Source organism: Streptomyces sp. MJM8645 (genome assembly GCF_001625365.1).
In the GTDB taxonomy this organism is placed as follows: Bacteria; Actinomycetota; Actinomycetes; order Streptomycetales; family Streptomycetaceae; genus Kitasatospora.
Genome location: NZ_LJJF01000001.1, coordinates 4,650,659 through 4,676,218 on the forward strand (window position 1 = coordinate 4,650,659; position 25,560 = coordinate 4,676,218).

Here is a 25,560-nt window from a genome sequence, read left to right on the forward strand (position 1 = left end):
ACTACGCGCGTAGAAAATCCGGCGCGGCATGCCGGATCGTTACCCGGTTGACCCGAAAGCACAGCTCGGTGGCGCCTTTCGGGTGACGTCGCTCGTCGGTACGTACAAGTCGGTGCGGGGTCGGTGCGGGGTCGGTGCGAGGTCGGTGCGGGGTCGAACCGCAGGCGGTGCGGGCCGGGCCCGGGTTCAGAGCCGCTTCGCGCTGCGCAGCCCCTTCGCGTACAGGCCGTTGTCGTCCAGCCGCGCGGTGCCGCCCTTGTCGCCGAAGGTCGGGCCGTCCGCCTCCTCCCGGCTGGAGATGTACCGGGGGTGGCCGTCGGTGTCCAGGCCCAGATAGATGCCGGTGTGGTCGAGCCGGGCGCCGGTGCGGGCGTCGATCTCGAAGAACACCAGGTCGCCGGGCTGGAGCGGGTCGATCGAGGCCGGCCGCAGGGTGGTGTCCGAGCCCGGCGCGGTGGTCAGCGGCAGCACCGGGACGCCCGGGCCGACCCGGGCCAGGCCGTTGGCGCTGCGCGGCAGGCCGGGGCCGGCCACGTCCTTGGAGAGCAGCGGGTAACCGGAGCGGTAGCCGTAGACCATCCGGACGTACCCGGAGCAGTCGAAGGCGCCGTACCGCGTCTTGTCCGGCTGCTTGGCCACCTTGTCGGCGAACGTGTACGGAACGCCGAGGTAGTCGAGGAAGTCGGTCTGCTCCAGCCGCAGGTCGTTGCCCACCGAACCGTTCGGGTTGAGCGGGCCGAAGGAGGCGTCGCCCTTGAACCGCACGCCCTTGGCGTCCTTCTCCGGCGCCGCGCCGGCCAGGTACTGGGTGGCCACCGCCAGCACGTCGTCCGCGGTGGAGCCGAGCGACTGCTGGAACCAGGTGCGGAACCAGCCCTCCTGCTCGGCGCCCGGCCGCCACGGCTGCGGCATCAGCCGGACCCAGGTGTCGGTCACCACGGTGGCCGTGGTGGTGCCCGGCTCGGCGAAGGTGCGGCTCGGGCCGGCCAGGACGGCGGTGCGGGCGCTGTCGGTCAGGGTGGCGACCACGCCGCCGCGGGCGTCCCGGACCACCGTGCGGTCCGGTCCGCCCAGCCGCTCGTAGCGGTACTCGGCGGCGGTGCCCTGGGCGGGGCCCGGCACGGCGGCGCTGGTGATCAGCGGCGCGCCGCCGCCCGGGTCCGACGGCCGGTCGTGGTCGCGGTCGCGCAGCTGGACGGTGAGGTAGCCGCTGGCGGCCAGCAGGGCCACGGCGAGGCCGCCGCTGAGCAGGGACTTGCGGGTGACGGGCATCGGGGGGTCTTCCTGGGGGTTCCTGCGGGGATTCCTGGCGGGGGTTCCTGAACGGGGGGATCAGGTGCCGGGCAGTGCGCCGAGCAGGACGCCGGCGGTGAGCACCACGTAGTTGGCGAGCGTCACCGTGCTGGTGGCCATCAGGGTGGCCGCCCGGGGCTGGCGGACCAGCTGGTAGGCGATCAGGCCGGGAACGATGAACCCGAGCGTCTGGTTGGCGTACAGGGTGGGCAGTTCGCGCTGGAGGACCAGCATCACGGTGGCCTGCAGCAGCACGCCGATCAGCACCACGGCGGCGAACAGCCGCTTGCCGTACAGGATCACCAGCTTCTGGACCACCCGGGTGGCGAGGTAGGTCAGCACCGTCACGCCGATCACGATGGCCACCCGCTGGAGGTCCTCGACCAGGGTGAGGGCCAGCCAGCCGGGGGTGATCATGCCGCCGGGGGAGAGGTTGGTGGTCAGGTAGCAGACGAGCGAGAAGACCAGGCCGAGCGCGATGCCGATGGCGGCGATCTCGGGGGTGAGCTCGGTGGGGATCACTGCTGGTCTCCGTGGTGGGGGGTGCGGGGGTGGGGCTCGAACCAGGAGTCGGGGAGCGGTTCGGGGTGGTGGACGGGCTGGTACGCGGAGTCGTACACCGGCTCGGGGTAGAGCGGTTCGGGCTCGTGGTACGGGAGTTCGGGGGCGTCGGGCGCGTCCGGGGCCTCGTCGGGGGCGAGCCGGGACAGCTCCTCCAGGAACAGTTCGCCCTGGCCGTGGATGTTGCCGACGGCCACCAGCGAGGAGTCCGGCCCGAGTTCGGCCAGCAGGTCGGCGGTGAGCCGGGCCGGGTCGCGCCTGTCGCCGCCGAGGTCGACCACCCGGCCGGACCACCCGGCGGGGATGCCGTCCCGGGCGCTCCTGGTGGGGCGGCCGATCAGGAATACGGCGTCCGGGTCGAGCTCGGGCACGATCTGGCCCATCTGGCCGTTGCGCTCCACCCGGTCCGGGCGGCAGTTGATCACCACGTTGAGCGGGCGGTGGATCGCGCCCAGGCCCTCCAGCTGGCGGACGTTCATCAGCGTGGACTCGGGGTCGTTGGCGGCGAAGACGTTGGCGAAGCGCAGCCGCTTGCCGTCCTCGGTGCGGTAGCGCTCGACGGACAGCACGCCCGGGTCCGGCGGGGCCGCCCACATGCCCTGCAGCGCGGTCCGCCGCTCCACGCCGAGGAGTTCGGCGACGGCCAGGGCGATCGCCACGTTCTCCTTGAAGGTGAACCAGCTGAACCCGCGCAGCTCCTCGTCGGTGACCGACTCCGGGTCCACCACGATCAGTTCGCAGTCGCGCCGGGCCGCCTCCGCGCGCAGGATGTGCGCGCGCTCCTGCTCGGCGGTGACGCACACCCCGCCGACCGGCATCGAGCGGGACAGCGAGCGGGCGACGTCGTCCAGGGTCGGGCCCATCTCGGCGAGGTGGTCCTCGCGGACGTTGCACAGCACGCCGATGGTGGAGCGGATCAGCTTGGTCTGGTTGACCTCCTGGAGCGCCGGCATGACGGCCATGCACTCGATCACCAGGGCGTCCGGCCGGTAGGTGGCGGCGCGGCGGACGATGCCGATCTGCTCGACCACATTGGCGATGCCGAACTTGCGGTAGACCGGCTCCTCGGTGGCGTCCGGATGGATGAACCGGGCCGCCGTGCCGGTGGTCTTGGCGACCGTCACCAGCCCGCCGCCGCGCAGCGCGCCCGCGCAGAGCCGGGTGATCGAGCTCTTGCCGCGGATGCCGTTGACCAGCACCCGGGTCGGGATCTGTTCCAGCGCGGCGAAGTGCCGGCGCTGCTCGACGATGCCGGCCACCAGCAGCACGGCGCAGCACACCAGCAGCACGACGTAGAGGAAGAGCACGGGAGGTCCTTCGGGCGGGGCTCAGCGGGCGTGCGCGGGCACGGGGACGGACTCGGGGGCGGCGGTGCGGCGGGGGCGGGCCGGTTCCTGACGGACCAGCTCCTGGCGGATCAGCTCCAGGCTCCGGGCGACGGCGCCGACCTCGTCGTGGTGGACGGGGTAGAGCACCGTCCGGCGGTCCCCGGCGGCCAGCGCCTCGGCGCTCGCCGCGAGCCGGCGCAGCGGCAGGCCGACCGCGATGAACAGCCAGCCGAGGCAGAGCGCGGCCGCGGCCAGGCCGAGCATGCCGGCCAGCACGGCCCGCCGGTCGGCCCGGTTCTCGTCCAGGTGCAGCCAGGCCACCGGGTGGGCGGTGACCACCGACCAGCCCAGCTTGGCCACGCTGCCGTTGCCGCCGAGCGGGGCGGCGGCGAACAGCGCCGGGTCGCCGCCGCCGCGCAGCACCTCGGCGGCGGCCGACTTCCTCGCCTGGGCCAGCAGGGCCCTGGCGCGGCCCTCGGGCAGCTCGCCGAAGGAGCTGTAGCCCTCGTTGGCGGCGAGCACCCGTTGCCGGTCGTCGACCAGCCAGACCCGGCCGAGGCCGGGGCGGACCAGCAGCCCGCTGAGGAAGTCCGTCTTGAACTCGCCGATCAGCACGGGCCCGGGCGGCTCGGCGGCGCCCTCCGACTCCGCGTCGGCGGGGGCGGCGGTGAGGGCCGCGCGGGCGGCGATCCGGGGCTCCCGGCCGGAGCTGTTGAGCAGCAGCACGCCGCTCGCGCCGAGGGCCTGCGGGCCGGTGCGGTGCGGGGCGTCGCCGGCGTGCGCGAGGACCTCGCCGTTCGCGCCGAGGACGTACAGCGCGCGGTAGCGGTCGTGCTCGGTGAGGGTGGCGCGCAGCAGGGCGTCGGCCTTGCCGACGGAGGCGCCGGCGAGTTCGGGGGCGAGCGAACGCAGGTCCGCGTAGCCCTCGTTGAGCGCCTGGCGGATCCGGTCGGCGGCGGTGTCGGTGCGGTCGCGCTGGCCCGCCACCACCTGGGTGGGGACCCGTACGGTCGGGTCGTTGCCGCCCAGGAACAGCAGCGGGCCGGACCAGCCGAGCACCAGGACGGCGCACAGCGCCAGCGGCAGCGCGGTGCCGGGGCGGCGCTTCGGCGCGGCGGGGGCCGGCGGGCGGGCCGGGTCGAGGAGTTGCAGCCGCAGCTCCTCCAGGGCGCGGGCGATCCGGCCGGCCTCCCTCCGCTTCGGGCCGCGGACCGGCAGGTCGAGCCGTTCGCCGCGGGTGAGCCGGCGGGACTCCAGGAACAGCCGCAGCAGCGGCCGCTGGAGGCTGCGGCTCAGGTACCACGCGAGCAGCAGGGCCAGGGCGAGCAGCGCGCCGGCGGCGGCCAGGCCGAGCGCGGGGTGGCGCAGGCTGCCGGGCTTGCCGTCGACGGTGCTGGTGGAGACCACGGTCAGGCCGAGCGGGGCGGCCGGGTCGTGCCCGCCCGCGGCGGCGACGGCGGCGTAGCCGGCGACCCGGCGCACGCCCTTGGCGTCCGGGCTGCCGGCCAGGCTGCCGGCGGCCGCCCCGCCGGGGGCCGGGTGCTCGCGGGCGGCGCGCTCCCGGGCGCCGGTGACCACGGCGCGGTCGGCCTCGGCGCCGAGTTCGGCGCCGGTGCTGTCCAGGACGGCGCCGGCGGCGTCGAGGACCTGGATGGTCTGTTCCTTGCGGGTCGCGATGCCGGGCAGCCGCAGGTTGTCGGAGGCGACCAGCAGGGCGCGGCCGTCGGCCTTGGTGGCGACCAGGGCGAAGGTGAGCAGCCGGGTGCCGGTGGCGGAGGGCACCAGGACGGGCGCGGGCGCGGTGTCGGTGACCCGGCTGAGGTCGAGGCCGGCCAGCGGCACGGTCTCGCCGCGGGCGGCGAGCAGCCTGCCGGTGTCGGGGCGGACCACCGCCGTGCCGCGCCACTTGTGGTACGCCTGGCCGAGCGCGGACAGCACCGCGGCCGGCTCGGCGGGCGCGGCGTCGTAGCGGGCGGCGGCCCGGCGCAGGTCGGTGGCGCTCTCGTGCAGCCCGGCGCGCAGCGAGGCCGCGGTGTCCTCGGCGGCGTACTGGTGGGACTCCCGGACGGCCTGCGGGGTGTCGTCGACGCGCAGCCCGCCGACGGCGAGCGCGGTGATGGCGGCGACGGCGAGCAGTAGCACCAGCAGCAGCGCGATGGGCGGGCGGATGCCTCCCAGCAGCGGCATGTCGGCCCGGCGGCGATAGCGGTGCTGTCGCGGCGGGTTGGGTGCCGTGCTCACGGGGCCTCGTTCTTCTCGGGGCTCGGCGCACCTGTCCCCGGGAGGTCCGCCGGCCTTCTCGTCGGTCAAGCACTGATCAAGAGTTGGTCAAGCCGGAACAGCGTACGAAGGAGATTTCGAAAAGTTGTCACGTTTCGGTGTCGATCGGATGCCGCTTGGAGATCTCTTTCCGCGAACCGGGCGTGGTGCGCGGCCCCGGGCGGCCCCCGGTGGTCCGCGGCGGGCGGCACGGTAGGTTCGACGGCCATGGAGACTCGGGGTTCGCGACGCCCGTTGCTGCTGTCGGCGGCGGTGCTGCTGGTGCTGGCGGCGCTCGCGGCGGTGCTGACGCTGGCCGTGCGCGGCTCCGCCGAGCGGCCGGCGGCGGGCGCTGCGGCGGGCGCCCCGGTGGGCCGGAGCGGACCGACCGGGCCCGCCCCGGTGGACCTGGCGGCCCTGGTCGACGGGTACACCGCCGGGTTCACCGCAGGCGGCCCGTACACCGCGCCGGACGCCGGGCAGCGCCGGGCGATCGCCGACGGCGTGCTCGGCGCGCTGGACGGGCAGGCCGAGCAGGCCGGGCGCTCGCTGGCGCGGGTCGGCTACCGGCTCACCGAGTTCACCGAGGCGGCGACCGGCCGCCGGGTGGCGGAGATCGCCGACGGCACGGACGCCGAGGGCCGCGGCTGGGGCCGGGTCTACCTGGACCTCTCGGCCCGGACGGGCTGGTCCGTGCAGGTGCCCCACCCGGTCTCGGACGCCCGTACCGAGGCGCTCGGGGTGGACCTCTTCCGGGCCGCGCCGGGCGGGGTGCTGGTGCTCGCCGGGGCGCACCGCCGGGCCGGGGCGGACGGCGCCTCGGACGTCGCGCACCGCGCCGACACGGTCTTCGCGGCGGTGGTCGAGGCGCTCACCGGGCGCGGCCTGCCCGGCATCCAGGTGCACGGCTTCGACGAGGGCAGCCTGCCCGGGCAGGACGCGGTGGTCTCCAGCGGCGCCGGCCAGCCGGGCCCGGCCGCCGAGCTGACCGCCACCGGGCTGGGGAAGGCCGGGTACGCGGCCTGCCGGGCCTGGCGGGAGAAGTGCGGGCAGCTCGGGGGCACCACCAACGTCGAGGGCCGGTTCGCGGCCGGGCTCGGCGTGCCGTGGCTGCACGTCGAGCTGGGCAACGGGCTGCGCACCGAGCCGGCCCGCCGCGCGGCGGTGGCCGGGGTGCTGGCGCAGACGGCCCGCGGCTGGGCCGCGGGCCAGAGCTAGCAGGTCCAGGGCTAGCAGGGGCGGCGGCGCAGGTCCATCACGTAGTCGTGCGGGGCGCCGGCGCTCTCGGCGGCGTCGGCGACCAGGCCGAGGTAGCGGGCCGCGGGCAGGCCGCCCTCGTAGTCGTTGAGCACGTACGTCCAGACCGGGGTGTCGCCGTCCAGGGTCTGCGCGCGCAGTTTGATCTTGCGGTAGATGCCGAGCTGGACGCCCTCCCAGCGGTCCAGGCCCTCCTCGTCCATCGGCGCGACGTCGTACAGCGAGACGAAGACCTGGTCCTTCCCGTCCTCGACGACGGTGGCCAACGAGCCCTCCCAGCCGAGCTGTTCACCGCCGAAGGTGAGCCGCCAGCCGTCCAGCCACCCGGTGCCGCGCAGTGGTGAGTGCGGGGCGCGGCGGGTCATCTGCCGTGCATCGAGGTTGGTGGCATACGCGGCGTAAAGGGGCATGGGGGGAAGACTAGCCCGGTGGATGGACGGTCCGCGGCGACTGGGCGATCGCACAGAAGCCCGGACCCCGGCGTGGCGGCGTTCCCGGCGTGCGGGACAATGGTGCACGTGACTCGGATCGTGATCATCGGTGGCGGACCCGGCGGCTACGAGGCTGCGCTGGTGGCCGCGCAGCTCGGCGCGGAGGTGACCGTCGTCGACCGCGACGGTCTGGGCGGATCGGCGGTGCTCACCGACTGCGTGCCGTCGAAGACCCTGATCGCGACCGCGGAGGTGATGACCACCTTCGACAGCTCGTACGAGGAGCTGGGCATCACCGTCGCGCAGGACGAGGCCGCGGACGCGGCCAAGGTCATCGGCGTGGACCTGGGCAAGGTCAACCGCCGTGTGAAGCGACTGGCGATCGCGCAGTCCCACGACATCACCCAGTCGGTCACCCGGGCCGGGGTCACCGTGCTGCGCGGCCGCGGCCGGCTCGGCGGCGGCGGGCAGGCGGTGGACGGCTCCCGCGAGGTGCTGGTGGACGCGCCGGACGGCACCGTCCAGTCGCTGCGCGCCGACGCGGTGCTGATCGCCACCGGCGCCCACCCCCGCGAACTGCCGGACGCCCAGCCGGACGGCGAGCGGATCCTCACCTGGACCCAGGTGTACGACCTGGAGGAGTTGCCCCGCGAGCTGATCGTGGTCGGCTCCGGTGTGACCGGCGCGGAGTTCGCGGGTGCCTACCAGGCGCTCGGCTCCAAGGTCACCCTGGTCTCCTCGCGCGACCGGGTGCTGCCGGGTGAGGACCCGGACGCCGCCGAGGTGCTGGAGGACGTCTTCCGCCGCCGCGGCATGAACGTGATGGGCCGCTCGCGCGCCGAGAGCGTCAAGCGGATCGGCGACCGGGTCGAGGTGGCCCTCGCCGACGGCAAGGTGATCGAGGGCACGCACTGCCTGATGGCGGTCGGCTCGATCCCCAACACCGCGCAGATGGGCCTGGAGGAGGCCGGGGTCAAGCTCAACGACTGGGGCCAGATCCAGGTCGACCGGGTCTCCCGCACCAGCGCCCCGGGCGTCTACGCGGCCGGCGACTGCACCGGCGTCTTCATGCTCGCCTCGGTGGCGGCCATGCAGGGCCGGATCGCGATGTACCACGCGCTCGGCGACGCGGTGCAGCCGCTGAACCTGAAGACCGTCGCCTCCAACGTCTTCACCGACCCGGAGATCGCCACCGTCGGCTACACCGCGGCCGATGTGGAGTGCGGCAAGATGGACGCGGTCGTGGTCAAGCTGCCGCTGCGCGGCAACCCGCGGGCGAAGATGCAGGGCATCCGGGACGGCTTCGTGAAGCTGTTCTGCCGCCCGGGCACCGGCATCGTGGTGGGCGGCGTGGTCGTCGCCCCGCGGGCCAGCGAGCTCATCCACCCGATCGCGCTCGCGGTGGACGCCAATCTGACCGTCGAACAGGTGGCCAGCGCCTTCACCGTCTACCCGTCGGTCTCCGGCTCGACCGCCGAGGCCGCCCGGCAGCTGCACATCCGCAAGCGGGTCGAGAGCGAATCCTGAACCTCCGGCGCACAGTTGAGGGCGGCTGCCGATCGGCGGCCGCCTTTTGCGCAGGAGTGATCGTCACCCGGACGGCGGGCGCAGTCCCGGGCTGCTGACGGCGCGTATTGTACGGTCACGCGCCGCTCTTGCGTGAGCAATTCCAGCTACTAGCTGCAAACGCCTGAAAGCAGACGGTCACGCAGGTTACCGTCGGTTCTGTGTTTGCAGCAGAACGTCGCCAGTTGATCCTCGAAATGGTGCGCGCCAACGGAGCGGTCTCGCTCCGGGAGTTGGCCCGCGTCGTCCAGACCTCCGAAGTGACCGTGCGCCGCGACGTACGGGCACTGGAGGCAGAAGGGCTCCTCGACCGCCGGCACGGCGGCGCGGTGCTCCCCGGCGGCTTCAGCCGCGAACCCGGCTACCCGCAGAAGACCCACCTCTCCGCGGCGGAGAAGAGCGCCATCGCCGACCTCGCCGCCGGCCTGGTGGAGGAGGGGGACGCGGTGGTGGTCGGCGCCGGCACCACCACCCAGGAGCTGGCCCGCAGGCTGGCCAGGGTGCCCGGCCTCACCGTGGTCACCAACTCGCTGCTGGTCGCCCAGGCGCTGGCGCACGCCAACCGGGTGGAGGTGGTGATGACCGGCGGCACCCTGCGGGGTTCCAACTACGCGCTGGTCGGCAGCGGTGCCGAGCAGTCCCTGCACGGGCTGAGGGTCTCCAAGGCCTTCATCTCCGGCAGCGGGCTGACCGCCGAGCGGGGCCTGTCCACCGCCAACATGCTGTCCGCGAGCGTGGACCGGGCGCTGGTGCAGTCGGCCAACGAGGTCATCGTCCTCGCCGACCACACCAAGCTCGGCGCGGACTCCATGTTCCAGACCGTGCCCACCGAGAACATCACCCGGCTGGTCACGGACGAGCAGGCGACCGCCGACGACGGCACCGCCCGGCAACTCGACGCGATCGCCGACTGCGGGGTGCAGATCGACCTGGCGCCGCTCGGCGCCGCCCCACCGGGGACGCCCCGGTGCACGGCACCGGCAGCGGGCCCGTCCACCAGACCCAGCCCGGCCCGCTGGCGCGCCGCCCCGCCCCGCCCCCCGGCGGCGCCCCGCTGCCCGGCCAGCGCCGGCCGGGCGCGCACGGAGGTCCGGGCGGTCCGGGCGGCCTGCCGGCCAGGCTGGCCGAGCTGGGCCTCCCGCGCGGGCGCTGAGGGCCCGTACCGCCGCGCGAACGCGGCCGGCCCGCACCCCCGAGGGGGGTACGGGCCGGCCGGTGCTCCAGGGAGCGCGTCAGTCCTTGATCTCGCACAGCGCGGCGCCGCTGCTGACGCTCGCGCCCACCTCGGCCTTGAGGCCGACGACGGTGCCCGCCTTGTGCGCGTTCAGCGGCTGCTCCATCTTCATCGCCTCCAGGACCACGATCAGCTCGCCCTCGGCGACGACCTGGCCCTCCTCGACGGCGACCTTGACGATGGTGCCCTGCATCGGCGAGGCCAGGGTGTCACCGCTGACGGCCGAACCGGCCTTCTTGGCGCCCACCCGGCGCTTGGCCTTCGCGGCACCCGCCGCACCGGCCGCCGGGGCCGCCGAGACGCCCAACGAGGACGGCAGCGAGACCTCGATCCGCTTGCCGCCGACCTCGACCACGACGGTCTCGCGGCCCTCGGCCTCCTCGCCGTCGCCGGCCGCGCCCGCGAACGGCGGGATGGTGTTGTCGAACTCGGTCTCGATCCACCGGGTGTAGATCGTGAACGGGCCCTCGCCGCCGTGCACCTCGGGCGCGAACGCCGGGTCGGTGACGACCGCCTGGTGGAACGGGATGGCGGTGGCCATGCCCTCCACCTTGAACTCGTTCAGCGCGCGGCGGGCCCGCTCCAGGGCCTGCTTGCGGTCCCGGCCGGAGACGATCAGCTTGGCCAGCAGGGAGTCCCAGGCCGGGCCGATGACCGAGCCGGTCTCCACGCCGGAGTCCAGCCGGACGCCCGGGCCGGACGGCGGCGCGAACAGCGTCACGGTGCCGGGCGCGGGCAGGAAGCCCCGGCCCGGGTCCTCGCCGTTGATGCGGAACTCGAACGAGTGGCCGCGCACCTCGGGGTCGCCGTAGCCCAGTTCCTCGCCGTCGGCGATCCGGAACATCTCGCGGACCAGGTCGAGTCCGGTGACCTCCTCGGTGACCGGGTGCTCGACCTGCAGCCGGGTGTTGACCTCCAGGAAGGAGATCGTGCCGTCCAGCGCCACCAGGAACTCGCAGGTCCCGGCGCCCTCGTAGCCGGCCTCCTTCAGGATGGCCTTGGACGCCCGGTACAGCTCGGCGTTCTGCTCGGCGGTCAGGAACGGCGCGGGCGCCTCCTCGACCAGCTTCTGGTGCCGGCGCTGCAGCGAGCAGTCACGGGTGGAGACGACCACCACGTTGCCGTGCTTGTCCGCGAGGCACTGGGTCTCCACGTGCCGCGGGTTGTCCAGGTAGCGCTCGACGAAACACTCGCCGCGGCCGAAGGCGGCGACGGCCTCGCGCACCGCGGACTCGTACAGCTCCGGGATCTCCTCCAGCGTGCGGGCGACCTTGAGGCCGCGGCCGCCGCCGCCGAAGGCCGCCTTGATGGCGACCGGAAGGCCGTGCTCCCGGGCGAACACGACCACCTCGTCGGCACCCGAGACCGGGTTTGGGGTCCCGGCGACCAGCGGCGCGCCGGCGCGCTGCGCCACGTGCCGGGCGGTGACCTTGTCACCGAGGTCGCGGATGGCCTGCGGGGGCGGGCCGATCCAGGTCAGGCCCGCGTCGAGGACGGCCTGGGCGAAGTCGGCGTTCTCCGACAGGAACCCGTAGCCGGGGTGGACGGCGTCGGCCCCGGAGTCCGCTGCGGCCTTCAGGACCTTGGCGATGTCCAGGTAACTGGTGCCGGGGGTGTCTCCACCCAGCGCGTAAGCCTCGTCGGCCGCGCGGACGTGCAGCGCATCCCGGTCCGGCTCGGCGTAGACGGCGACGCTGGCGATACCGGCGTCCGAGCAGGCCCGGGCGACGCGGACGGCGATTTCCCCGCGGTTGGCGATGAGCACCTTGCGCACTGTGGCTCCCTTCTTGAACCTGGTCGAGTTTATGGATTCCTGGGCGGTACCGGCGAGTAGCCCCAGGTTGTGAACTATCCCACACGGACGGTGATGAATTTCCGGGGCCCGTCGACCGCCCGTCCGGCGACGCCGCAGGTCGCGGCCGGTGCGGTCGAACCGGCCGGATCCACAGCGGGTGACCGGGCGCTGTCCGGTGCCCCGGTGGCATCGGACACACTCTCGCGCGGCCGGCTCAAACGACGGTGGAACGGGCGGCGGGCCGCCGCCGTCCTGCGGGCCCGGCCGTCAGGCCCAGAGGTCGACCAGCCGGACGTCCAGGTCGGCGAGCAGGGTGCGCAGCAGCGGCAGCGAGAGGCCGATGACGTTGCCCGGGTCGCCGTCGATGCCCTCGATGAACGGCGCCGAGCGCCCGTCCAGGGTGAACGCCCCGGCGACGTGCAGGGGCTCGCCGGAGGCCACGTAGGCGGCGATCTCGGCGTCGTCCGGGGTGCCGAAGCGGACGGTGGTGGACGCGGTCGCCGAGGACTGCCGGCCGGTCGCGGTGTCGATCACGCAGTGGCCGGTGCGCAGCACCCCGGCCCGGCCGCGCATCGACTGCCAGCGGGCGAGCGCCTCGGTGGCGTCGGCGGGCTTGCCGAGGGCCTGGCCGTCCAGCTCCAGGACGGAGTCGCAGCCGATCACCAGCTCGCCGCCGGTCAGTGCGGCGGCGACCGCCTTCGCCTTGGCCTCGGCCAGCACCAGGGCGAGTTCGGCCGGGGTGGCGGCGCTGATCGCGTCCTCGTCGACGCCGCTGACCACCACGCGCGGGTCGAGGCCCGCCTGGCGGAGCAGTCCGAGGCGGGCGGGGGAGGCGGAGGCGAGGACGAGGATGCGCTGGTCGGTCATGCCCCTCAGGGTAGGGGGTGCCGGTGTCCGCCGTTCGGGTGAACGGCGGTCGCGGCGGTCGGGTGAGCGGCGGTCACCGCAGTCGGGTGGGCGCCGGTCACAGCAGGAGGAGGACGGCGGCCACCATCGCGAGGGCGGCGAGCACCCGGCCGGCCCGGTGCAGCCGCTCCATCATCCGGCGGGCCTCCGGGGAGGGCTCGTCGCGGGGGTCTGACCAGAGCACACGTCCAGGGTGCGCCGCGCCCGGCCCCGGGCGCCTGAGTATCCGTACTCAGCTTTCGGGCAATCCGGGCGGACGGGCCCGAACGGGTGCGGAGCGGGAAGTCGGACGGGCCGACTTCCCACTCCGCACCGGGCGGATCAGCTCGCCCAGCCGGACGTCCGCCAGGCGTTGACGCCCGGGTGGACGGCCTGGCGGAACAGGCGGGAACGGTCGTTCCAGGGGGCGGCCGGGCCGGCACCGGCCCGGCGCGCCGCCTCGGCGGCGGCCTGCGCGGCGGCGGCCCGGGCCTGGACCACCGCCAGGACGGTGGCGAGCTCCTCGGGGGTCGGCTGCCCGTGCAGCACGTGGATCGGTGCCATGGCTCATTCTCTCCCGACGAGGGCCTACAGGGGGATGTTGCCGTGCTTCTTCGGCGGCAGCACCTCGCGCTTGCCGCGCAGCGCCCGCAGACCCCGGACGATGTGCCGGCGGGTCTCGCTCGGCGGGATCACCGCGTCCACGTAGCCGCGCTCGGCCGCCAGGTACGGGTTCAGCAGGGTGTCCTCGTACGAGGCGATCAGCTCGGCCCGCTTCTGCTCGGCACCGCCCGCCGCCTCGGCCTCGGCGATCTCCCGCCGGTGCAGGATGTTGACCGCGCCCTGCGCGCCCATCACCGCGATCTGCGCGGTCGGCCAGGCCAGGTTGAGGTCGGCACCCAGGTGCTTGGAGCCCATGACGTCGTACGCGCCGCCGAAGGCCTTGCGGGTGATCACGGTGATCAGCGGGACGGTCGCCTCGGCGTAGGCGTAGATCAGCTTGGCGCCGCGGCGGATGATGCCGTCCCACTCCTGCTCGGTGCCGGGCAGGAAGCCGGGCACGTCGACGAAGGTCAGCACCGGGATGTTGAAGGAGTCGCAGGTCCGGATGAAGCGGGCGGCCTTCTCGCTGGCGTTGATGTCCAGGCAGCCGGCCAGGTCCATCGGCTGGTTGCCGACGATGCCGACGGACTGGCCCTCGACCCGGCCGAAGCCGGTGATGATGTTGCCCGCGTACAGCGGCTGGGTCTCCAGGAACTCGCCGTCGTCGACGATGTGCTCGATCACCTTGCGCATGTCGTACGGCTGGTTCGCCGAGTCCGGCACGATGGTGTCGAGTTCGAGGTCCTCGTCGGTGACGGTGAGGTCCGCCTGCTCGGGGTAGGACGGCGGGTCCGACAGGTTGTTGGAGGGCAGGTACGAGAGCAGGCTCTTGACGTACTCGACGGCCTCCTTCTCGTCGGTGGCCAGGTAGTGCGCGTTGCCGGACTTGCTGTTGTGGGTGCGGGCGCCGCCCAGCTCCTCCATGCCGACGTCCTCGCCGGTCACGGTCTTGATCACGTCCGGGCCGGTGATGAACATGTGCGAGGTCCGGTCGGCCATCACCACGAAGTCGGTGATCGCGGGGGAGTACACCGCGCCGCCCGCGCAGGGGCCCATGATCAGCGAGATCTGCGGGATCACGCCCGAGGCGTGCACGTTGCGGCGGAAGATCTCGCCGTACAGGCCGAGCGAGACCACGCCCTCCTGGATCCGGGCGCCGCCGGAGTCGTTGATGCCGATGACCGGGCAGCCGGTCTTCAGCGCGAAGTCCATCACCTTGACGATCTTCTCGCCGAACACCTCGCCCAGGGAGCCGCCGAACACGGTGAAGTCCTGGGCGAAGACGGCGACCTGACGGCCGTCCACGGTGCCGTAGCCGGTCACCACGCCGTCGCCGTACGGGCGGTTCCGCTCCTGCCCGAAGTTCGTCGAGCGGTGCCGGGCGAACTCGTCGAACTCGACGAAGGAGCCCTCGTCCAGCAGCTCCGCGACCCGCTCGCGGGCCGTCAGCTTGCCCTTGGCGTGCTGCTTCTCCACGGCCGCGGCGGAGCCGGAGTGCACCGCCTCGTCGAGCCTGCGCCGCAGGTCGGCGAGCTTGCCGGCGGTGGTGTGGGGGTCGTACGGCGCCTCGGTCATCCGGTGGCTCTCCCTGATCCATGGGCCGCGACCTGTTCGAGTGCGCGCGGGCCGGAGTGGGGGCCCGCGCATGAGGGCAGGGCGGCGCTGCGAACTACCGTTGGGTAGCGTAGCCAGCGCACCGGCCCGGACGTCATGTCCTGGCGTTATGGCCATCGACACAGTGTGTCAACGCGCGTTCTGCGGGACGATGGGGCGGCCTACGCCCCATGCGACCGGACACGCCCTAGTGTTCTGGACCATGACCGCACCCGACTCCCCCCGCCGCAGTGGACTGCGCGGTTTCGGCCACGCCGGGCCGTCGCCGTGGACCGACCTGGACCGCCCGCCGCTGGACGAGGCCGCGCTGCGCCGCGACCTGCTGGTCCCGGACGGGCTCTGGACCTCGGTGGACGTCGTCGCCGAGACCGGCTCCACCAACAACGACCTCGCCGCCCGCGCCCGGGCCGGCGCCCCGCAGGGCGCGGTGCTGGTCGCCGAGGTGCAGAACGCCGGGCGCGGCCGGCTGGAACGCCAGTGGAGCGCCCCGGCCCGCTCCGGGCTGTTCCTGTCCGTCCTGCTGCGCCCCGAGGAGGTGCCGGTCGAGCGCTACGGCTGGCTGCCGATCCTGGTCGGGGTGGCCACCGCCAGCACGCTGAGCCGGGTCGCCGGGGTCGAGGTCGGGCTGAAGTGGCCCAACGACCTCCAGGTGGAGATCGACGGCGCGGAGCGCAAGCTCGGCGGCATCCTCACCGAGCTGAGCGGCGGCGCCGTGGTCGCCGGCCTCGGCATCAACGTCTCGCTGCGCGAGCCCGAGCTGCCCGTCCCCACCGCGGCCTCGCTCGCGCTGGCCGGCGCCGAGGTCACCGACCGGTCCACCCTGCTGCGCGCCCTGCTGCGCGAGTTCGCCGGGCTGTACCGCACCTGGACGGCCGCCGCCGGCGACCCGCACACCAGCGAGCTGCTCCGCGCCTACGCGGACCGCTGCACCACGCTCGGCCGCCAGGTGAAGGTGCACCTGCCGGGCGACCGGGAGCTGGTCGGCGAGGCGGTGGCGATCGACGGCGACGGCCGCCTGGTGGTCCGCACCCCCGACGGCGCACGCCGGGCGGTCGGCGCGGGGGACGTCGTCCACGTGCGCCCCGAGCCCCGCTGAACGGCACTCTTCACCTCTCCTTGACCCGGGCTGATGCCCCGGATCACGCGATTCCGTGCGAACATTCCACCTGGCAGCGGTGTGAGGCGCGCCACTGCCCGCCGGGTGGCGGGCGCGCCCGGACAGGCAGGACACGAGGCAAGTGCGGCGACCGCACGGGGACGGACCGGTGGCAGAGGACGGCAGCAGCGGCGCGACATCGGGGACCCACGACCCCACGGTCGCGCTCGAACTGGAACGCCTGATCCTGGACGCGCCACGCCGCTACACCCCGTACCAGGCCGCGCGGGCCGCAGACGTCCCGATGGAGCTGGCGACCCGCTTCTGGCGGGCCATGGGCTTCCCCGACATCGGCCAGTCCCGGGCCCTCACCGACGGCGACGTGATCGCCCTGCGCCGGCTCGCCGGCCTGGTCGAGTCCGGCCTGCTCAGCGAGTCGATGGCGATCCAGGTGGCCCGCTCCACCGGCCAGACCACCGCCCGGCTGGCCGGCTGGCAGATGGACACCTTCCTGGAGAACCTCACCCAGGCCGTCGAACCCGGCCTGACCCGCGCCGACGTCGCCTACCCGCTGGTCGAGCTGCTGCTGCCGGAGCTGGAGCAGTTCCTGGTGTACGTCTGGCGCCGCCAGCTCGCCGCCGTCACCGGCCGGGTGGTCCAGGCCGCCGAGGACAACGAGATCACCAGCGGCCGCCTCGCCGTGGGCTTCGCCGACCTGGTCGGCTTCACCCGGCTGTCGCGGCGGCTGGAGGAGGAGGAGCTCGGCGAACTCGTCGAGACCTTCGAGAACACCTGTTCGGACCTGATCGCCGGGCAGGGCGGCCGGGTCATCAAGACCCTCGGCGACGAGATCCTCTACGTCTCCGAGGACCCGGTCACCGCCGCCGAGATCGCGCTCAGCCTGATCGAGGCCCTCGCCGAGGACGAGAGCATCCCCGCGCTGCGGGTCGGCATGGCCTTCGGCACGGTCACCTCGCGGATGGGCGACGTCTTCGGCACCACCGTGAACCTGGCCAGCCGGCTCACCTCGATCGCACCCAAGGACGCGGTGCTGATCGACGGCGAGTTCGCCGCCGCCCTGGAGCAGTACGGCAGCGTGGCCCCGCCGGACGCGGACGGCCCCGGCCTCGCCGAGGCGCTGTCGGCCGCCGCCGGGATGCCCGCCTCGGGCCTGCCGGTGCCGGGCCTGGACGCCGGGCACCGGTTCCACCTGCAGCCGATGTGGCGCCGGCCGGTGCGCGGGCTCGGGCTGGTCGAGCCGTGGCTGCTGTCGCGGCGGCTGAAGCCGGAGTAGGACTCCGCCCCTGCCCCTCCCGGGCCCTTCTCACGCCTCTCCCGGACTCTTCCCGGTCTCTTCCGGGCCCCTTCCGGTCTTCTCCTGTGCCCTTCCCGGCTTTTCCCGGGCCTTTCCGGCCTTCCCCGGCCTTTTTCAGGACGCGGCCCCGGGCCGGTCCCGATGCTTGGGGTGCCGAACGGTTGAAACCCGTACGGCCGGTTGCGGGTCCGCCCCGGCAAACGGGGCATAACCGAACGAAACCGCCATAGTCTTGGTGAAAGCGGCCGGGTGGGTGCGGCCGCCGTCGGGGGTCCGGCAGGACCGAGCACAGGGAGCGAGGCGAGCCGGTGAGCAGTGAGGCGATCATGACGGACCGCGGCTGCGACTGCGACTGCGGCGGCCCGCAGCCGGCCGGCCAACTGCCCGACCTGCGGCTGCAGTCCGTGGTCGAGCTGGCCCAGGACATGGCCGGCGCGCTCACCCCGCTGGAGGCCGTCCGGGCCGCCGCCGCCCGCGCCACCGAGGCGCTCGGGGCGACCATGGCGGCCGTCTCCGTCTGGGACCGTGAATCCGGCCGGCTCCGGGTCCTGGTCAACCACGGGGAGCTCGCGCCCGGCGAGGAGGAACTGCCCGAGGACGAGTCCTACCCCGTCGCCGACTTCCCCGAGATCGTCACCTATCTGGAGGAGCGCTGGACCACCGGGCGCCTCCCGCGGGCCTGGCTGCAGACCGCCGAGAACGCCGAACCGCACGCCGGGCACGCCCACCCCACCGCCGGCGCGTACTGCCAGGAACGCGCCGCGGCGCTGCGCCGGCGCGGCCGCGCCTGCTGCGTGGTCGCCCCGATCGTCCTGCACGGGCAGGCCTGGGGCGAGCTGTACCTGGCCCGCAGCGTCGGCAAGCCCGAGTTCTCCGCCGCCGACGCCGACTACGCGACCCTGCTCGCGGCCCAGATCTCGGCCGGCCTCGCCCAGACCGAACGCCTCGCCGACCTGCGCAAACTCGCCTTCTCCGACCCGCTCACCGGCCTCGCCAACCGGCGCGCCGTCGACACCCGGCTGGAGAGCGCCCTGACGGCGCACAACCGGGACAACACCGTGGTCTCGCTCGTCGTCTGCGACGTCAACGGCCTCAAGCGGGTCAACGACCAGCTCGGCCACGAAATGGGCGACCGGCTGCTCGAACGGTTCGCCCACCAGCTCTCGGTCGCCGCGGCCAAACTCCCCGGCAGCCTCGCCGCCCGCCTCGGCGGCGACGAGTTCTGCCTGCTCGCCGAAGGGCAGAAGGCCGACGAGGTCGTCGCCGTCGCCGAGGAGCTCTGCGCCCGGGCCCTCGCCCTGTCCGAGGGCGAGGGCGTCGCCTGCGGTGTCGCCTCCACCGGCGACTCCATCGGCCCGGTCACCACCCCCGACCGGCTCTTCCGGCTCGCCGACGCCGCCCAGTACCGGGCCAAGGCCGCCCGCGCCGCCCACCCCGTCGTCGCCGGGCGCAGCCACGGCCCCGGCTTCTCGCCCGACCCCACCGTGCTGCTCGCCGACGCCGCCGACCCGCACCACCGGGCCGACGCACGCGGCGCCCGCCCCGGCCGGGCCGGGGCGGGCGACCGGCGGCGCTTCCGGGGCGCCGCGCACAGCGCCGACCCGGGCCAGCTGCTCACCGCCGTCCTCGCGGCCCTCGACCAGGCCGCCGCCGCCCGGGCCGTCCACCCCGCCGACACCCTCGGCAAGCTCGTCGTCGTCGCCGAGGCCTCCGCCCGGCTGCTCGACGCCGTCGGCTGGTGGGTCTCCTACGTCCCGCCCGGCTCCCACCTCATGCGCACCGCCCAGCACGCCGTCTACCGGATGACCAGGGGTCCCAGCAGTACCCGCGCCGAGACCCAGCGGGCCCAGATCGAGGCCCCGGACGCCGTCTTCGACCTGCGCCACTACCCGATGACCCGCCGCGCCGTCCGCGGCGGCGCCTTCGCCCTGCGCGCCGGCGCGGCCGGCAACGACCCGGCCGAGGAGGCCATGCTGGTCGTCTCCGGCTACCGCGGCATGGTCGCCGCCGGCGGCCAGAACCCGGCCGGCGGCTGGCTCGTCGAACTCTTCGCCGACGACGCCACCCTGCCGCTCGGCCAGGCGGCCTTCGCCATGCGCGCCCTGGTGGCCGTCGCCCTGGCGGGCGCGGCCTCGCCCCCGGTGGTGTGAGGCCGGGGCGGGTGGCCGGTGCGGTCAGGCCCGCCCGAGGGCGCGCAGGACCGCCTCGACCAGGCGGTCGGCGTGGGCGTGGTCGAGCGGGCCGAGGCGGTAGAGCCAGCGGTAGTGGAGCGGGCCGTAGAGGAGTTCGAGGGCGAGGTCGAGGTCCGCGTCGGGGGCGAGCTGGCCGGCCTCGCGGGCGCTGCGCAGGCGCTCGCGGGTGACGTCGAGGAGCGGGTCCAGCAGGCGGGTGCGGTAGTCGGCGTACAGGGCCGGGTCGTTGAGCAGTTCGGCGGTGAGGGCGCGGTAGGTGCGGTCGAGGGCGGGGTCGGTGAGCTCGTCGGCGGCGGGGCGCAGGACGGCCCGCAGGTCGGCGGCGAGGTCGCCGGTGTCGGGGAGGGCGAGGCTGCCCTCGTGCTCGTTGGCGGCGAGGAAGGCGTCGAAGACGACGGCGCCCTTGGAGGGCCACCAGCGGTAGATGGTCTGCTTGCCGACGCCGGCCCGGGCGGCGATCGCCTCGATGGTGAGCTTGCCGAAGCCGACGTCGGCGACGAGTTCGGCGGCGGCGGTGAGGACGGCGGCGCGGGAGCGTTCGCTGCGGCGGGCCGGGTCGGGGGCGGTTCTGTGGGCCATGGCGGAAATTCTAAGCGAAGTGGCGAGACGGACCGTATCGTCTTGACGCGGCGCCGGACCCCGGACCATGCTGGAGCGGCGCCAGCGAGACGGACCGTCTCGTCTCATTCTGGACCCTGGAGGCCCCCATGACCCGCTCCGCGCACCCCGCCCACATCCTGATGGTCTCGATCCCGGCCCACGGGCACGTCAACCCCAGCCTCGCCGTGATCGCCGAACTGGTCGCCCGGGGCCACCGGGTCAGCTACGTCAACGACGCCTCCTTCGCCGGGGCCGTCGAGTCGACCGGCGCCCGCTTCGTCCCGTACCCGACGAGGCTGCCGCTCGCCGGCGGCCCGGACGCCTGGGAGGAGGACCCGGTGGCGCTCCAGGAGCTGTTCCTGGACGACGCCCTCGCGATGTACCCCGTCCTGCTGGAGGCCTTCGCGGACGACCGCCCCGACCTGGTGCTCTGCGACATCGCGGGCTTCGCCGGGCGGGCGCTCGGCGAGCGGCTGGGCGTGCCGGTGGTGCAGCTGTCGCCCACCTACGTCGGCTGGGAGGGCATCGAGCAGGACATGGCGGAGGTGTACGAGGCGATCCGCAGCGGGCCCGGCGGCGCCGAGCACTACCGGCGGTTCGCCGACTGGCTGGCCGAGGCCGGGACGGTGGAGCGCGACGTGGACGCCTTCAAGGGTCGCCCGGCGCGGTCCGTCGCCCTGATCCCGCGTGCCCTGCAGCTCAACGCGGACCGGGTCGACGAACGGCGCGTCACCTTCGTCGGACCGTGCTTCGGCGACCGGGCCCACCAGGGCGAGTGGCAGCGGCCGGCGCACGCGGAGAAGGTGCTGCTGGTCTCGCTCGGCTCCGCCTTCACCCACCAGCCCGCGTTCTACCGGGCCTGCGTCCAGGCCTTCGGCGGCCTGCCCGGCTGGCACACGGTGCTCCAGGTCGGCGCGCACACCGACCTGGCCGACCTGGGCGAGGTGCCGGACACCGTCGAGGTGCACCGGTGGGTGCCGCAGCTGTCGGTGCTCGCGCAGGCGGACGCCTTCGTCACCCACGCGGGCATGGGCGGCTCCAGTGAGGGGCTGTACCACGGCGTGCCGATGATCGCCGTGCCGCAGGCCGTCGACCAGTTCGCCAACGCGGACGCGCTGGTGGGGCTCGGCGTCGCCCGCCGCCTGGACACCGCGCAGGCGACCCCGCAGGCGCTGCGCGGCGCGCTGCTGGAGCTGGTCGACGACCCGGCGGTGGCCGAGCGGCTGAAGGCGCTGGCCGCCGCCGGCCGGGCCGAGGGCGGCACCGCCCGCGCGGCGGACCTGATCGAGGCCGAGCTCAGGGGGTGACCGGCGCGGCGGGGGAGGGCGCCGTTGTCGAGGGCGTGTCGGGGGAGGGCGTGTCGGGGGAGGGCGAGGCGATCCGGTCCGGCCGGGTGTAGACGTTCGCGCCCTCCCCGCGCAGGAAGCCGACCAGGGTCAGGCCCAGCTCCTCGGCGAGGTCCACCGCGAGCGAGGACGGCGCCGAGACGGCCGCCAGCAGCGGGACGCCCGCCAGCGCGGCCTTCTGGGTCAGCTCGAACGAGGCCCGGCCGCTGACCAGAAGGACGTGCCCGGTCAGCGGCAGCCTGCCCTCGCGCAGCGCCCAGCCGACCACCTTGTCCACCGCGTTGTGCCGCCCGACGTCCTCGCGGGCGCAGAGCAGGTCGCCGGTGGCGGCGTCGAACAGGCCGGCCGCGTGCAGGCCGCCGGTGGACTCGAAGGTGCGCTGGGCGGCCCGCAACCGCTCCGGCAGGCCGTACAGCAGGGACGGCGGGACGGTGAGCGGGTCCTCGCCCACCGGGTGGCGGACGTGGGTGCGGACGGCGTCCACGGTGTCCCGGCCGCACAGGCCGCAGGCGCTGGTGGTGAGCAGGTTGCGGTGCGCGGACAGCGGCAGCGCGCGGGCGGCGCCGCGCAAGGTGGCGTCGACGACGTTGTAGGTGTTGGCGCCGGACTCGTCCGTCCCGGCGCAGTACCGCAGGGCGGCGAGCTCCTCGGCGGTGTGCACCAGCCCCTCGCCGACCAGGAACCCGGCCACCAGGTCGAAGTCCTGCCCGGGGGTGCGCATGGTGACGGTCAGCGGCTCGCCGCCGAGCCGGATCTCCAGCGGCTCCTCCGCCGCCAGCGAGTCCGGCCGCACCCCGCGCTCGTCCCCCCGCAGCCGCACCACCCGGCGCCGTGCCGTCGCCCGCGTCATCGCCCTGCCACCTCCGTGCGTGTCCGTGGGCACCAGCGTGCGGTACGGGGCGGCCCGGGTGAAAATCCTGCTGGCCGGTACGGGCGTACGATCGTGGCCGTTTCGGATGGCGACCACCTGTTGTCATATCTTCATTCACCTGATGTGATGGTGTATATGGATATGCACAGTGCTGTGGCCCCCGACGCTCCGCTGGTCCAGGTCGGCAAGGCCGACGTCAGCGCCGAGGACGTGCTGGCCGTCGCCCGGGGGAACGCCCGGGTCGAGATAGGCCCCGACGCGCTCGCCGAGATGGCGACGGCGCGGGCGCGGATCGACGCCCTCGCGGCCGAACCGCGCCCCGTCTACGGCGTGTCGACCGGATTCGGCGCGCTCGCCGTCCGGCACATCAGCCCCGAACTGCGCGCGCAGCTCCAGCGGTCGCTGGTGCGCTCGCATGCGGCCGGGATGGGACCGGCCGTCGAGCGCGAGGTCGTCCGGGCACTCGTCTTCCTGCGGATGAAGACGCTGGCCTCCGGCCGGACCGGGGTGCGCCCGCTGGTCGCGCAGACCATGGCCGCCCTGCTCAACGCGGGCATCACCCCGGTGGTCCGGGAGTTCGGCTCGCTCGGCTGCTCCGGCGACCTCGCACCGCTGTCGCACTGCGCGCTGGTCCTGATGGGCGAGGGCGTGGCCACCGGCCCGGACGGCGTGGAGAAGCCCGCCGCCGAACTGCTCGCCGCCGCCGGCATCGAGCCCGTCGAACTGCTGGAGAAGGAGGGCCTGGCCCTCATCAACGGCACCGACGGCATGCTCGGCATGCTGGTGATGGCCATCGCCGACCTGCAGCGGCTGTACACCACCGCCGACATCACCGCCGCGATGACCCTGGAGGCGCTGCTCGGCACCGACAAGGTGCTCGCCCCCGAACTGCACGCCCCGATCCGCCCCCACCCGGGCCAGGCGCTGAGCGCCGCCAACATGCTGGCCGTCCTCAAGGACTCCGGCCTCACCGGCCACCACCAGGACGACGCGCCGCGGGTCCAGGACGCCTACTCGATCCGCTGCGCCCCGCAGGTGGCCGGCGCCGGCCGGGACACCCTCGCCCACGCCCAGCTGGTCGCCTCCCGCGAGCTGGCCGCCTCGGTCGACAACCCGGTGGTGCTGCCGGACGGCCGGGTGGAGTCCAACGGCAACTTCCACGGCGCCCCGGTCGCGTACGTGCTGGACTTCCTCGCCATCGCCGCCGCCGACCTGGGCTCCATCTCCGAGCGCCGCACCGACCGGCTGCTCGACAAGGCCCGCTCGCACGGCCTGCCGGCCTTCCTGGCCGACGACCCCGGCGTGGACTCCGGCCTGATGATCGCCCAGTACACCCAGGCGGCGCTGGTCAGCGAGAACAAGCGGCTCGCCGTCCCGGCCTCGGTCGACTCGATCCCGTCCTCCGCGATGCAGGAGGACCACGTGTCGATGGGCTGGTCCGCCGCCCGCAAGCTGCGCCAGTCCGTCGACAACCTCGGCCGGATCCTCGCCGTCGAACTCACCGCCGCCGCCCGCGCCCTGGAGATCCGCCAGCAGGCCGACGACGCGGGCCGGACGGCCCCGGCCACCACGGCCGCCATGGCCGCCGCCCGGGAGGCGGGGGTCGGCGGCGCCGGCCGCGACCGCTTCCTCTCGCCGGACCTGGAGGCCGCGGCCGCGCTGGTCGCCTCCGGGGAACTGGTGCGGGCGGTGGAGCGGGTCACCGGGCCGCTGGCCTGACCCGGTGTGACCCGGTGCGTTCGGTGAGATCGGCGTGACGGGCCGTCGGGTCCGGTGCGGGCGGTGGGACGGCTGGTGCGGGCGGCGGGGCTCAGTCCCAGTCGTCGCGGGACCGGGACCGGGACCGCGGCTCGTCCCGGTCCCGGCGGTTGCCGAACGCGGCGGCGAAGTTGACCCCGACGATGCCCGCCCAACTGACCAGCAGGCCGAAGAAACCGCCGCCCTGCGGGCTGGCCGCGATCGCGGTGAGCGGGATGCCGAGGGCCAGCGAGATCACCGCCAACCGGTTGCCGGGCCGGCCGAGCCCCGGCCCCGGGCGGTGCGGTCGGCGCCGGTGCGCGGGCTCGTAGTCGTCCATCCGCTCGGCCACCCGGCGCTCGACCCGGGCGTCCAGGCGGGCGTCCAGGCGGCTCAGGAACGAGTCGACCAGCTCCGGCTCGTACTCCTTGCCGAGTTCCTTGCGAGCGTGCAGGGCGGCGTCGAGGTCGCGCCGCAGGTCGTCCTGGCGAGTGTCCATGGGAACAGCCTGGGCCCGTGCCAGGGGCGCGGTCCATCCGTCGGTGGGGGAATCCGGGCGGGTTCAGGGAGAATTCAGGGTTACCCCGAGCCCCCACCCGCTCGGGCCGTCTCGCCCGGCGTCCCGCCGTACGAGACGTCTTTGCCAGGCGCGACGCACTGCTGCACAGTCGTCGTCCGAATCGCTCGCATCCGGAGGTACCGCTGATGACCGCCACCGACGAGGCCGGCACGGTCGGCCCCTCCGCCCGGCTGCTCCAGCTGTTCGAAGGCCACCGACTGACCCCGACCCAGCGGCGGATCGCGCACTCGCTGGTCCGGCACGCCATCGAGGCGCCGTTCCTCTCCAGCGTCGAGGTCGCCGAACTCGCCGGCGTCAGCCAACCGTCCGTCACCCGCTTCGCGGTCGCCCTCGGCTACGACGGCTACCCGGCGCTGCGCAAGCAGCTGCGCGAACTCGGCGCGGGCGAGCCGGCCGCACCCGAGACCCCCGACGACGCGGTGCGCAACGAGCACCAGCAGGCCGTGCTCGCCGAGATCGCCCACCTGCGCCACCTCGCCGAACTCCTCGCCGACCCCGAGCCGATCACCCGCGCCGCCCGGCTGCTCGCCGCCTCCCGCCCACTGCCGGTGCTCGGCCTGCGGGCCGCCTCCGCGCAGGCGCGCGGCTTCGCCTACTTCGCCGCCAAGGTGCACCCGGACATCCGTCTCCTCGACGAGGGCGGCAGCATGCTCGCCGACCGGCTGGAACAGGCCGCCGCGGCCGGGGCCACCGCGCTGCTCTGCTTCGCGCTGCCGCGCTACCCGCGGGAGCTGATGGACGCGCTGACGGTGGCCCGCGAGTGCGGGCTGACGGTGCTGACCGTCGCCGACAGCGCCTTCGCGCCGGTCGCCAAGCTCTCCGACCTGATGCTGCCGGCCGCCGTCGGCACCGGGCTGGTCTTCGACACCGCGTGCGCGCCGATGATGCTCGGCCGGGTGCTGTTGCAGCGCATGTGCGACGAACTCCCGGGCGCGGAGGCCCGGTTGGAGGCCATCGAGCAGTCCGCCGCGGCACGTGGCCTGTTTTTGGAGTAGAC

The 25,560-nt window shown here is 74.5% G+C and carries 20 protein-coding genes and 2 pseudogenes; 9 read left to right on the forward strand and 13 right to left on the reverse strand.

All coding sequences use genetic code 11. The annotated features are described in order from the left end of the window. Positions 1 to 186: 186 nt before the first annotated feature. From A6F73_RS20085 to A6F73_RS44060, 4 genes are read right to left on the reverse strand one after another with little or no spacing between them, the layout of a single operon-like run. Entirely contained in the window at positions 187 to 1,272 is a 1,086-nt protein-coding gene (locus A6F73_RS20085) for an NlpC/P60 family protein (RefSeq protein WP_063349073.1), read from the reverse strand. Positions 1,273 to 1,332: 60 nt separating this feature from the next. Beyond that, positions 1,333 to 1,815, reverse strand: coding sequence for a poly-gamma-glutamate biosynthesis protein PgsC/CapC (locus A6F73_RS20090; RefSeq protein WP_063349074.1), 483 nt, complete (start codon positions 1,813 to 1,815; stop codon positions 1,333 to 1,335). Next, the gene (gene pgsB / locus A6F73_RS20095; protein ID WP_079135834.1) at positions 1,812 to 3,161 is read right to left on the reverse strand and encodes a poly-gamma-glutamate synthase PgsB; all 1,350 of its coding nucleotides are present in this window, start codon (positions 3,159 to 3,161) and stop codon (positions 1,812 to 1,814) included. Before pgsB ends, A6F73_RS20090 begins: the two co-directional genes overlap by 4 nt. Before the next feature lie 21 nt (positions 3,162 to 3,182). Next, complete coding sequence (locus A6F73_RS44060; RefSeq protein WP_279634917.1) at positions 3,183 to 5,423, reverse strand: HAMP domain-containing protein; 2,241 nt, start codon at positions 5,421 to 5,423, stop codon at positions 3,183 to 3,185. 246 nt (positions 5,424 to 5,669) lie between these two features. On the opposite strand from A6F73_RS44060, the gene A6F73_RS20105 reads away from it, so the two are divergent. Then, entirely contained in the window at positions 5,670 to 6,659 is a 990-nt protein-coding gene (locus tag A6F73_RS20105; protein WP_159398497.1) for a hypothetical protein, read from the forward strand. An 11-nt stretch (positions 6,660 to 6,670) separates the two neighbouring features. Here A6F73_RS20105 and A6F73_RS20110 read toward each other — a convergent pair whose 3' ends face one another. Then, positions 6,671 to 7,108 carry a gamma-glutamylcyclotransferase gene (locus tag A6F73_RS20110; protein ID WP_063349076.1) on the reverse strand — a complete coding sequence of 146 codons (438 nt, stop codon included), beginning with the start codon at positions 7,106 to 7,108 and terminating at the stop codon, positions 6,671 to 6,673. A gap of 99 nt (positions 7,109 to 7,207) precedes the next feature. On the opposite strand from A6F73_RS20110, the gene A6F73_RS20115 reads away from it, so the two are divergent. Next, positions 7,208 to 8,656 (forward strand): NAD(P)H-quinone dehydrogenase, encoded by a 1,449-nt coding sequence (locus tag A6F73_RS20115; protein ID WP_063349077.1) that lies wholly within the window; start codon positions 7,208 to 7,210, stop codon positions 8,654 to 8,656. Between the two features lie 236 nt (positions 8,657 to 8,892). After that, positions 8,893 to 9,630: pseudogene (locus tag A6F73_RS39450) on the forward strand (DeoR/GlpR family DNA-binding transcription regulator); the annotation flags it as partial. 297 nt (positions 9,631 to 9,927) lie between these two features. Here A6F73_RS39450 and A6F73_RS20135 read toward each other — a convergent pair. The 5 genes from A6F73_RS20135 to A6F73_RS20150 all read right to left on the reverse strand — a co-directional run bounded on the left by A6F73_RS20135 (position 9,928) and on the right by A6F73_RS20150 (position 14,787). After that, positions 9,928 to 11,703 (reverse strand): biotin carboxylase N-terminal domain-containing protein, encoded by a 1,776-nt coding sequence (locus A6F73_RS20135; protein ID WP_063349081.1) that lies wholly within the window; start codon positions 11,701 to 11,703, stop codon positions 9,928 to 9,930. 288 nt (positions 11,704 to 11,991) lie between these two features. Continuing rightward, positions 11,992 to 12,591, reverse strand: coding sequence for a nucleoside triphosphate pyrophosphatase (locus A6F73_RS20140; RefSeq protein ID WP_063349082.1), 600 nt, complete (start codon positions 12,589 to 12,591; stop codon positions 11,992 to 11,994). A gap of 97 nt (positions 12,592 to 12,688) precedes the next feature. Continuing rightward, entirely contained in the window at positions 12,689 to 12,814 is a 126-nt protein-coding gene (locus tag A6F73_RS44065; protein ID WP_279634918.1) for a hypothetical protein, read from the reverse strand. A gap of 137 nt (positions 12,815 to 12,951) precedes the next feature. Continuing rightward, a complete protein-coding gene (locus tag A6F73_RS20145; RefSeq protein ID WP_063349083.1) occupies positions 12,952 to 13,173 on the reverse strand; it encodes an acyl-CoA carboxylase epsilon subunit in 222 nt (73 codons plus the stop codon). Between the two features lie 24 nt (positions 13,174 to 13,197). Next, positions 13,198 to 14,787 (reverse strand): acyl-CoA carboxylase subunit beta, encoded by a 1,590-nt coding sequence (locus tag A6F73_RS20150; protein WP_063349084.1) that lies wholly within the window; start codon positions 14,785 to 14,787, stop codon positions 13,198 to 13,200. A 241-nt stretch (positions 14,788 to 15,028) separates the two neighbouring features. On the opposite strand from A6F73_RS20150, the gene A6F73_RS20155 reads away from it, so the two are divergent. The 3 genes and pseudogenes from A6F73_RS20155 to A6F73_RS43235 all read left to right on the forward strand — a co-directional run. Continuing rightward, complete coding sequence (locus A6F73_RS20155) at positions 15,029 to 15,922, forward strand: biotin--[acetyl-CoA-carboxylase] ligase (protein WP_063351348.1); 894 nt, start codon at positions 15,029 to 15,031, stop codon at positions 15,920 to 15,922. 169 nt (positions 15,923 to 16,091) lie between these two features. Then, positions 16,092 to 17,216 carry an adenylate/guanylate cyclase domain-containing protein gene (locus A6F73_RS20160; RefSeq protein WP_063349085.1) on the forward strand — a complete coding sequence of 375 codons (1,125 nt, stop codon included), beginning with the start codon at positions 16,092 to 16,094 and terminating at the stop codon, positions 17,214 to 17,216. 446 nt (positions 17,217 to 17,662) lie between these two features. Next, a pseudogene (locus tag A6F73_RS43235) lies at positions 17,663 to 18,688 on the forward strand (diguanylate cyclase); the annotation flags it as partial. Positions 18,689 to 19,411: 723 nt separating this feature from the next. Here A6F73_RS43235 and A6F73_RS20170 read toward each other — a convergent pair. Next, a complete protein-coding gene (locus A6F73_RS20170) occupies positions 19,412 to 20,008 on the reverse strand; it encodes a TetR/AcrR family transcriptional regulator (protein WP_063349086.1) in 597 nt (198 codons plus the stop codon). A gap of 128 nt (positions 20,009 to 20,136) precedes the next feature. On the opposite strand from A6F73_RS20170, the gene A6F73_RS20175 reads away from it, so the two are divergent. Continuing rightward, positions 20,137 to 21,336 carry a macrolide family glycosyltransferase gene (locus tag A6F73_RS20175; RefSeq protein WP_063349087.1) on the forward strand — a complete coding sequence of 400 codons (1,200 nt, stop codon included), beginning with the start codon at positions 20,137 to 20,139 and terminating at the stop codon, positions 21,334 to 21,336. Here the strand turns inward: A6F73_RS20175 and fdhD are convergent. After that, on the reverse strand, positions 21,326 to 22,225 hold the full coding sequence (fdhD, locus tag A6F73_RS20180; RefSeq protein WP_079135836.1) for a formate dehydrogenase accessory sulfurtransferase FdhD: 900 nt from the start codon (positions 22,223 to 22,225) through the stop codon (positions 21,326 to 21,328). The genes A6F73_RS20175 and fdhD overlap by 11 nt on opposite strands. A 156-nt stretch (positions 22,226 to 22,381) precedes the next feature. Here fdhD and hutH point away from each other — a divergent pair, with 156 nt between their 5' ends. Then, positions 22,382 to 23,965, forward strand: coding sequence for a histidine ammonia-lyase (gene hutH, locus A6F73_RS20185; RefSeq protein ID WP_107452919.1), 1,584 nt, complete (start codon positions 22,382 to 22,384; stop codon positions 23,963 to 23,965). Between the two features lie 91 nt (positions 23,966 to 24,056). On the opposite strand, the gene A6F73_RS20190 is transcribed toward hutH, so the two are convergent. Beyond that, the gene (locus A6F73_RS20190; RefSeq protein WP_063349089.1) at positions 24,057 to 24,482 is read right to left on the reverse strand and encodes a hypothetical protein; all 426 of its coding nucleotides are present in this window, start codon (positions 24,480 to 24,482) and stop codon (positions 24,057 to 24,059) included. A gap of 206 nt (positions 24,483 to 24,688) precedes the next feature. Here A6F73_RS20190 and A6F73_RS20195 point away from each other — a divergent pair, with 206 nt between their 5' ends. Then, positions 24,689 to 25,558 (forward strand): MurR/RpiR family transcriptional regulator, encoded by an 870-nt coding sequence (locus tag A6F73_RS20195; protein ID WP_063349090.1) that lies wholly within the window; start codon positions 24,689 to 24,691, stop codon positions 25,556 to 25,558. Positions 25,559 to 25,560: the final 2 nt, after the last annotated feature.

Bases quoted from the DNA above. Each gene is read 5' to 3' on its own strand.
- A6F73_RS20085 (WP_063349073.1), bottom strand. From the start codon at position 1,272: ATGCCCGTCACCCGCAAGTCCCTGCTCAGCGGCGGCCTCGCCGTGGCC.
- A6F73_RS20105 (WP_159398497.1), top strand. From the start codon at position 5,670: ATGGAGACTCGGGGTTCGCGACGCCCGTTGCTGCTGTCGGCGGCGGTG.
- A6F73_RS20110 (WP_063349076.1), bottom strand. From the start codon at position 7,108: ATGCCCCTTTACGCCGCGTATGCCACCAACCTCGATGCACGGCAGATG.
- A6F73_RS20115 (WP_063349077.1), top strand. From the start codon at position 7,208: ATGGTGCACGTGACTCGGATCGTGATCATCGGTGGCGGACCCGGCGGC.
- A6F73_RS20140 (WP_063349082.1), bottom strand. From the start codon at position 12,591: ATGACCGACCAGCGCATCCTCGTCCTCGCCTCCGCCTCCCCCGCCCGC.
- A6F73_RS20145 (WP_063349083.1), bottom strand. From the start codon at position 13,173: ATGGCACCGATCCACGTGCTGCACGGGCAGCCGACCCCCGAGGAGCTC.
- A6F73_RS20150 (WP_063349084.1), bottom strand. From the start codon at position 14,787: ATGACCGAGGCGCCGTACGACCCCCACACCACCGCCGGCAAGCTCGCC.
- A6F73_RS20155 (WP_063351348.1), top strand. From the start codon at position 15,029: ATGACCGCACCCGACTCCCCCCGCCGCAGTGGACTGCGCGGTTTCGGC.
- A6F73_RS20170 (WP_063349086.1), bottom strand. From the start codon at position 20,008: ATGGCCCACAGAACCGCCCCCGACCCGGCCCGCCGCAGCGAACGCTCC.
- A6F73_RS20175 (WP_063349087.1), top strand. From the start codon at position 20,137: ATGACCCGCTCCGCGCACCCCGCCCACATCCTGATGGTCTCGATCCCG.
- fdhD (WP_079135836.1), bottom strand. From the start codon at position 22,225: ATGACGCGGGCGACGGCACGGCGCCGGGTGGTGCGGCTGCGGGGGGAC.
- hutH (WP_107452919.1), top strand. From the start codon at position 22,382: ATGGATATGCACAGTGCTGTGGCCCCCGACGCTCCGCTGGTCCAGGTC.
- A6F73_RS20190 (WP_063349089.1), bottom strand. From the start codon at position 24,482: ATGGACACTCGCCAGGACGACCTGCGGCGCGACCTCGACGCCGCCCTG.
- A6F73_RS20195 (WP_063349090.1), top strand. From the start codon at position 24,689: ATGACCGCCACCGACGAGGCCGGCACGGTCGGCCCCTCCGCCCGGCTG.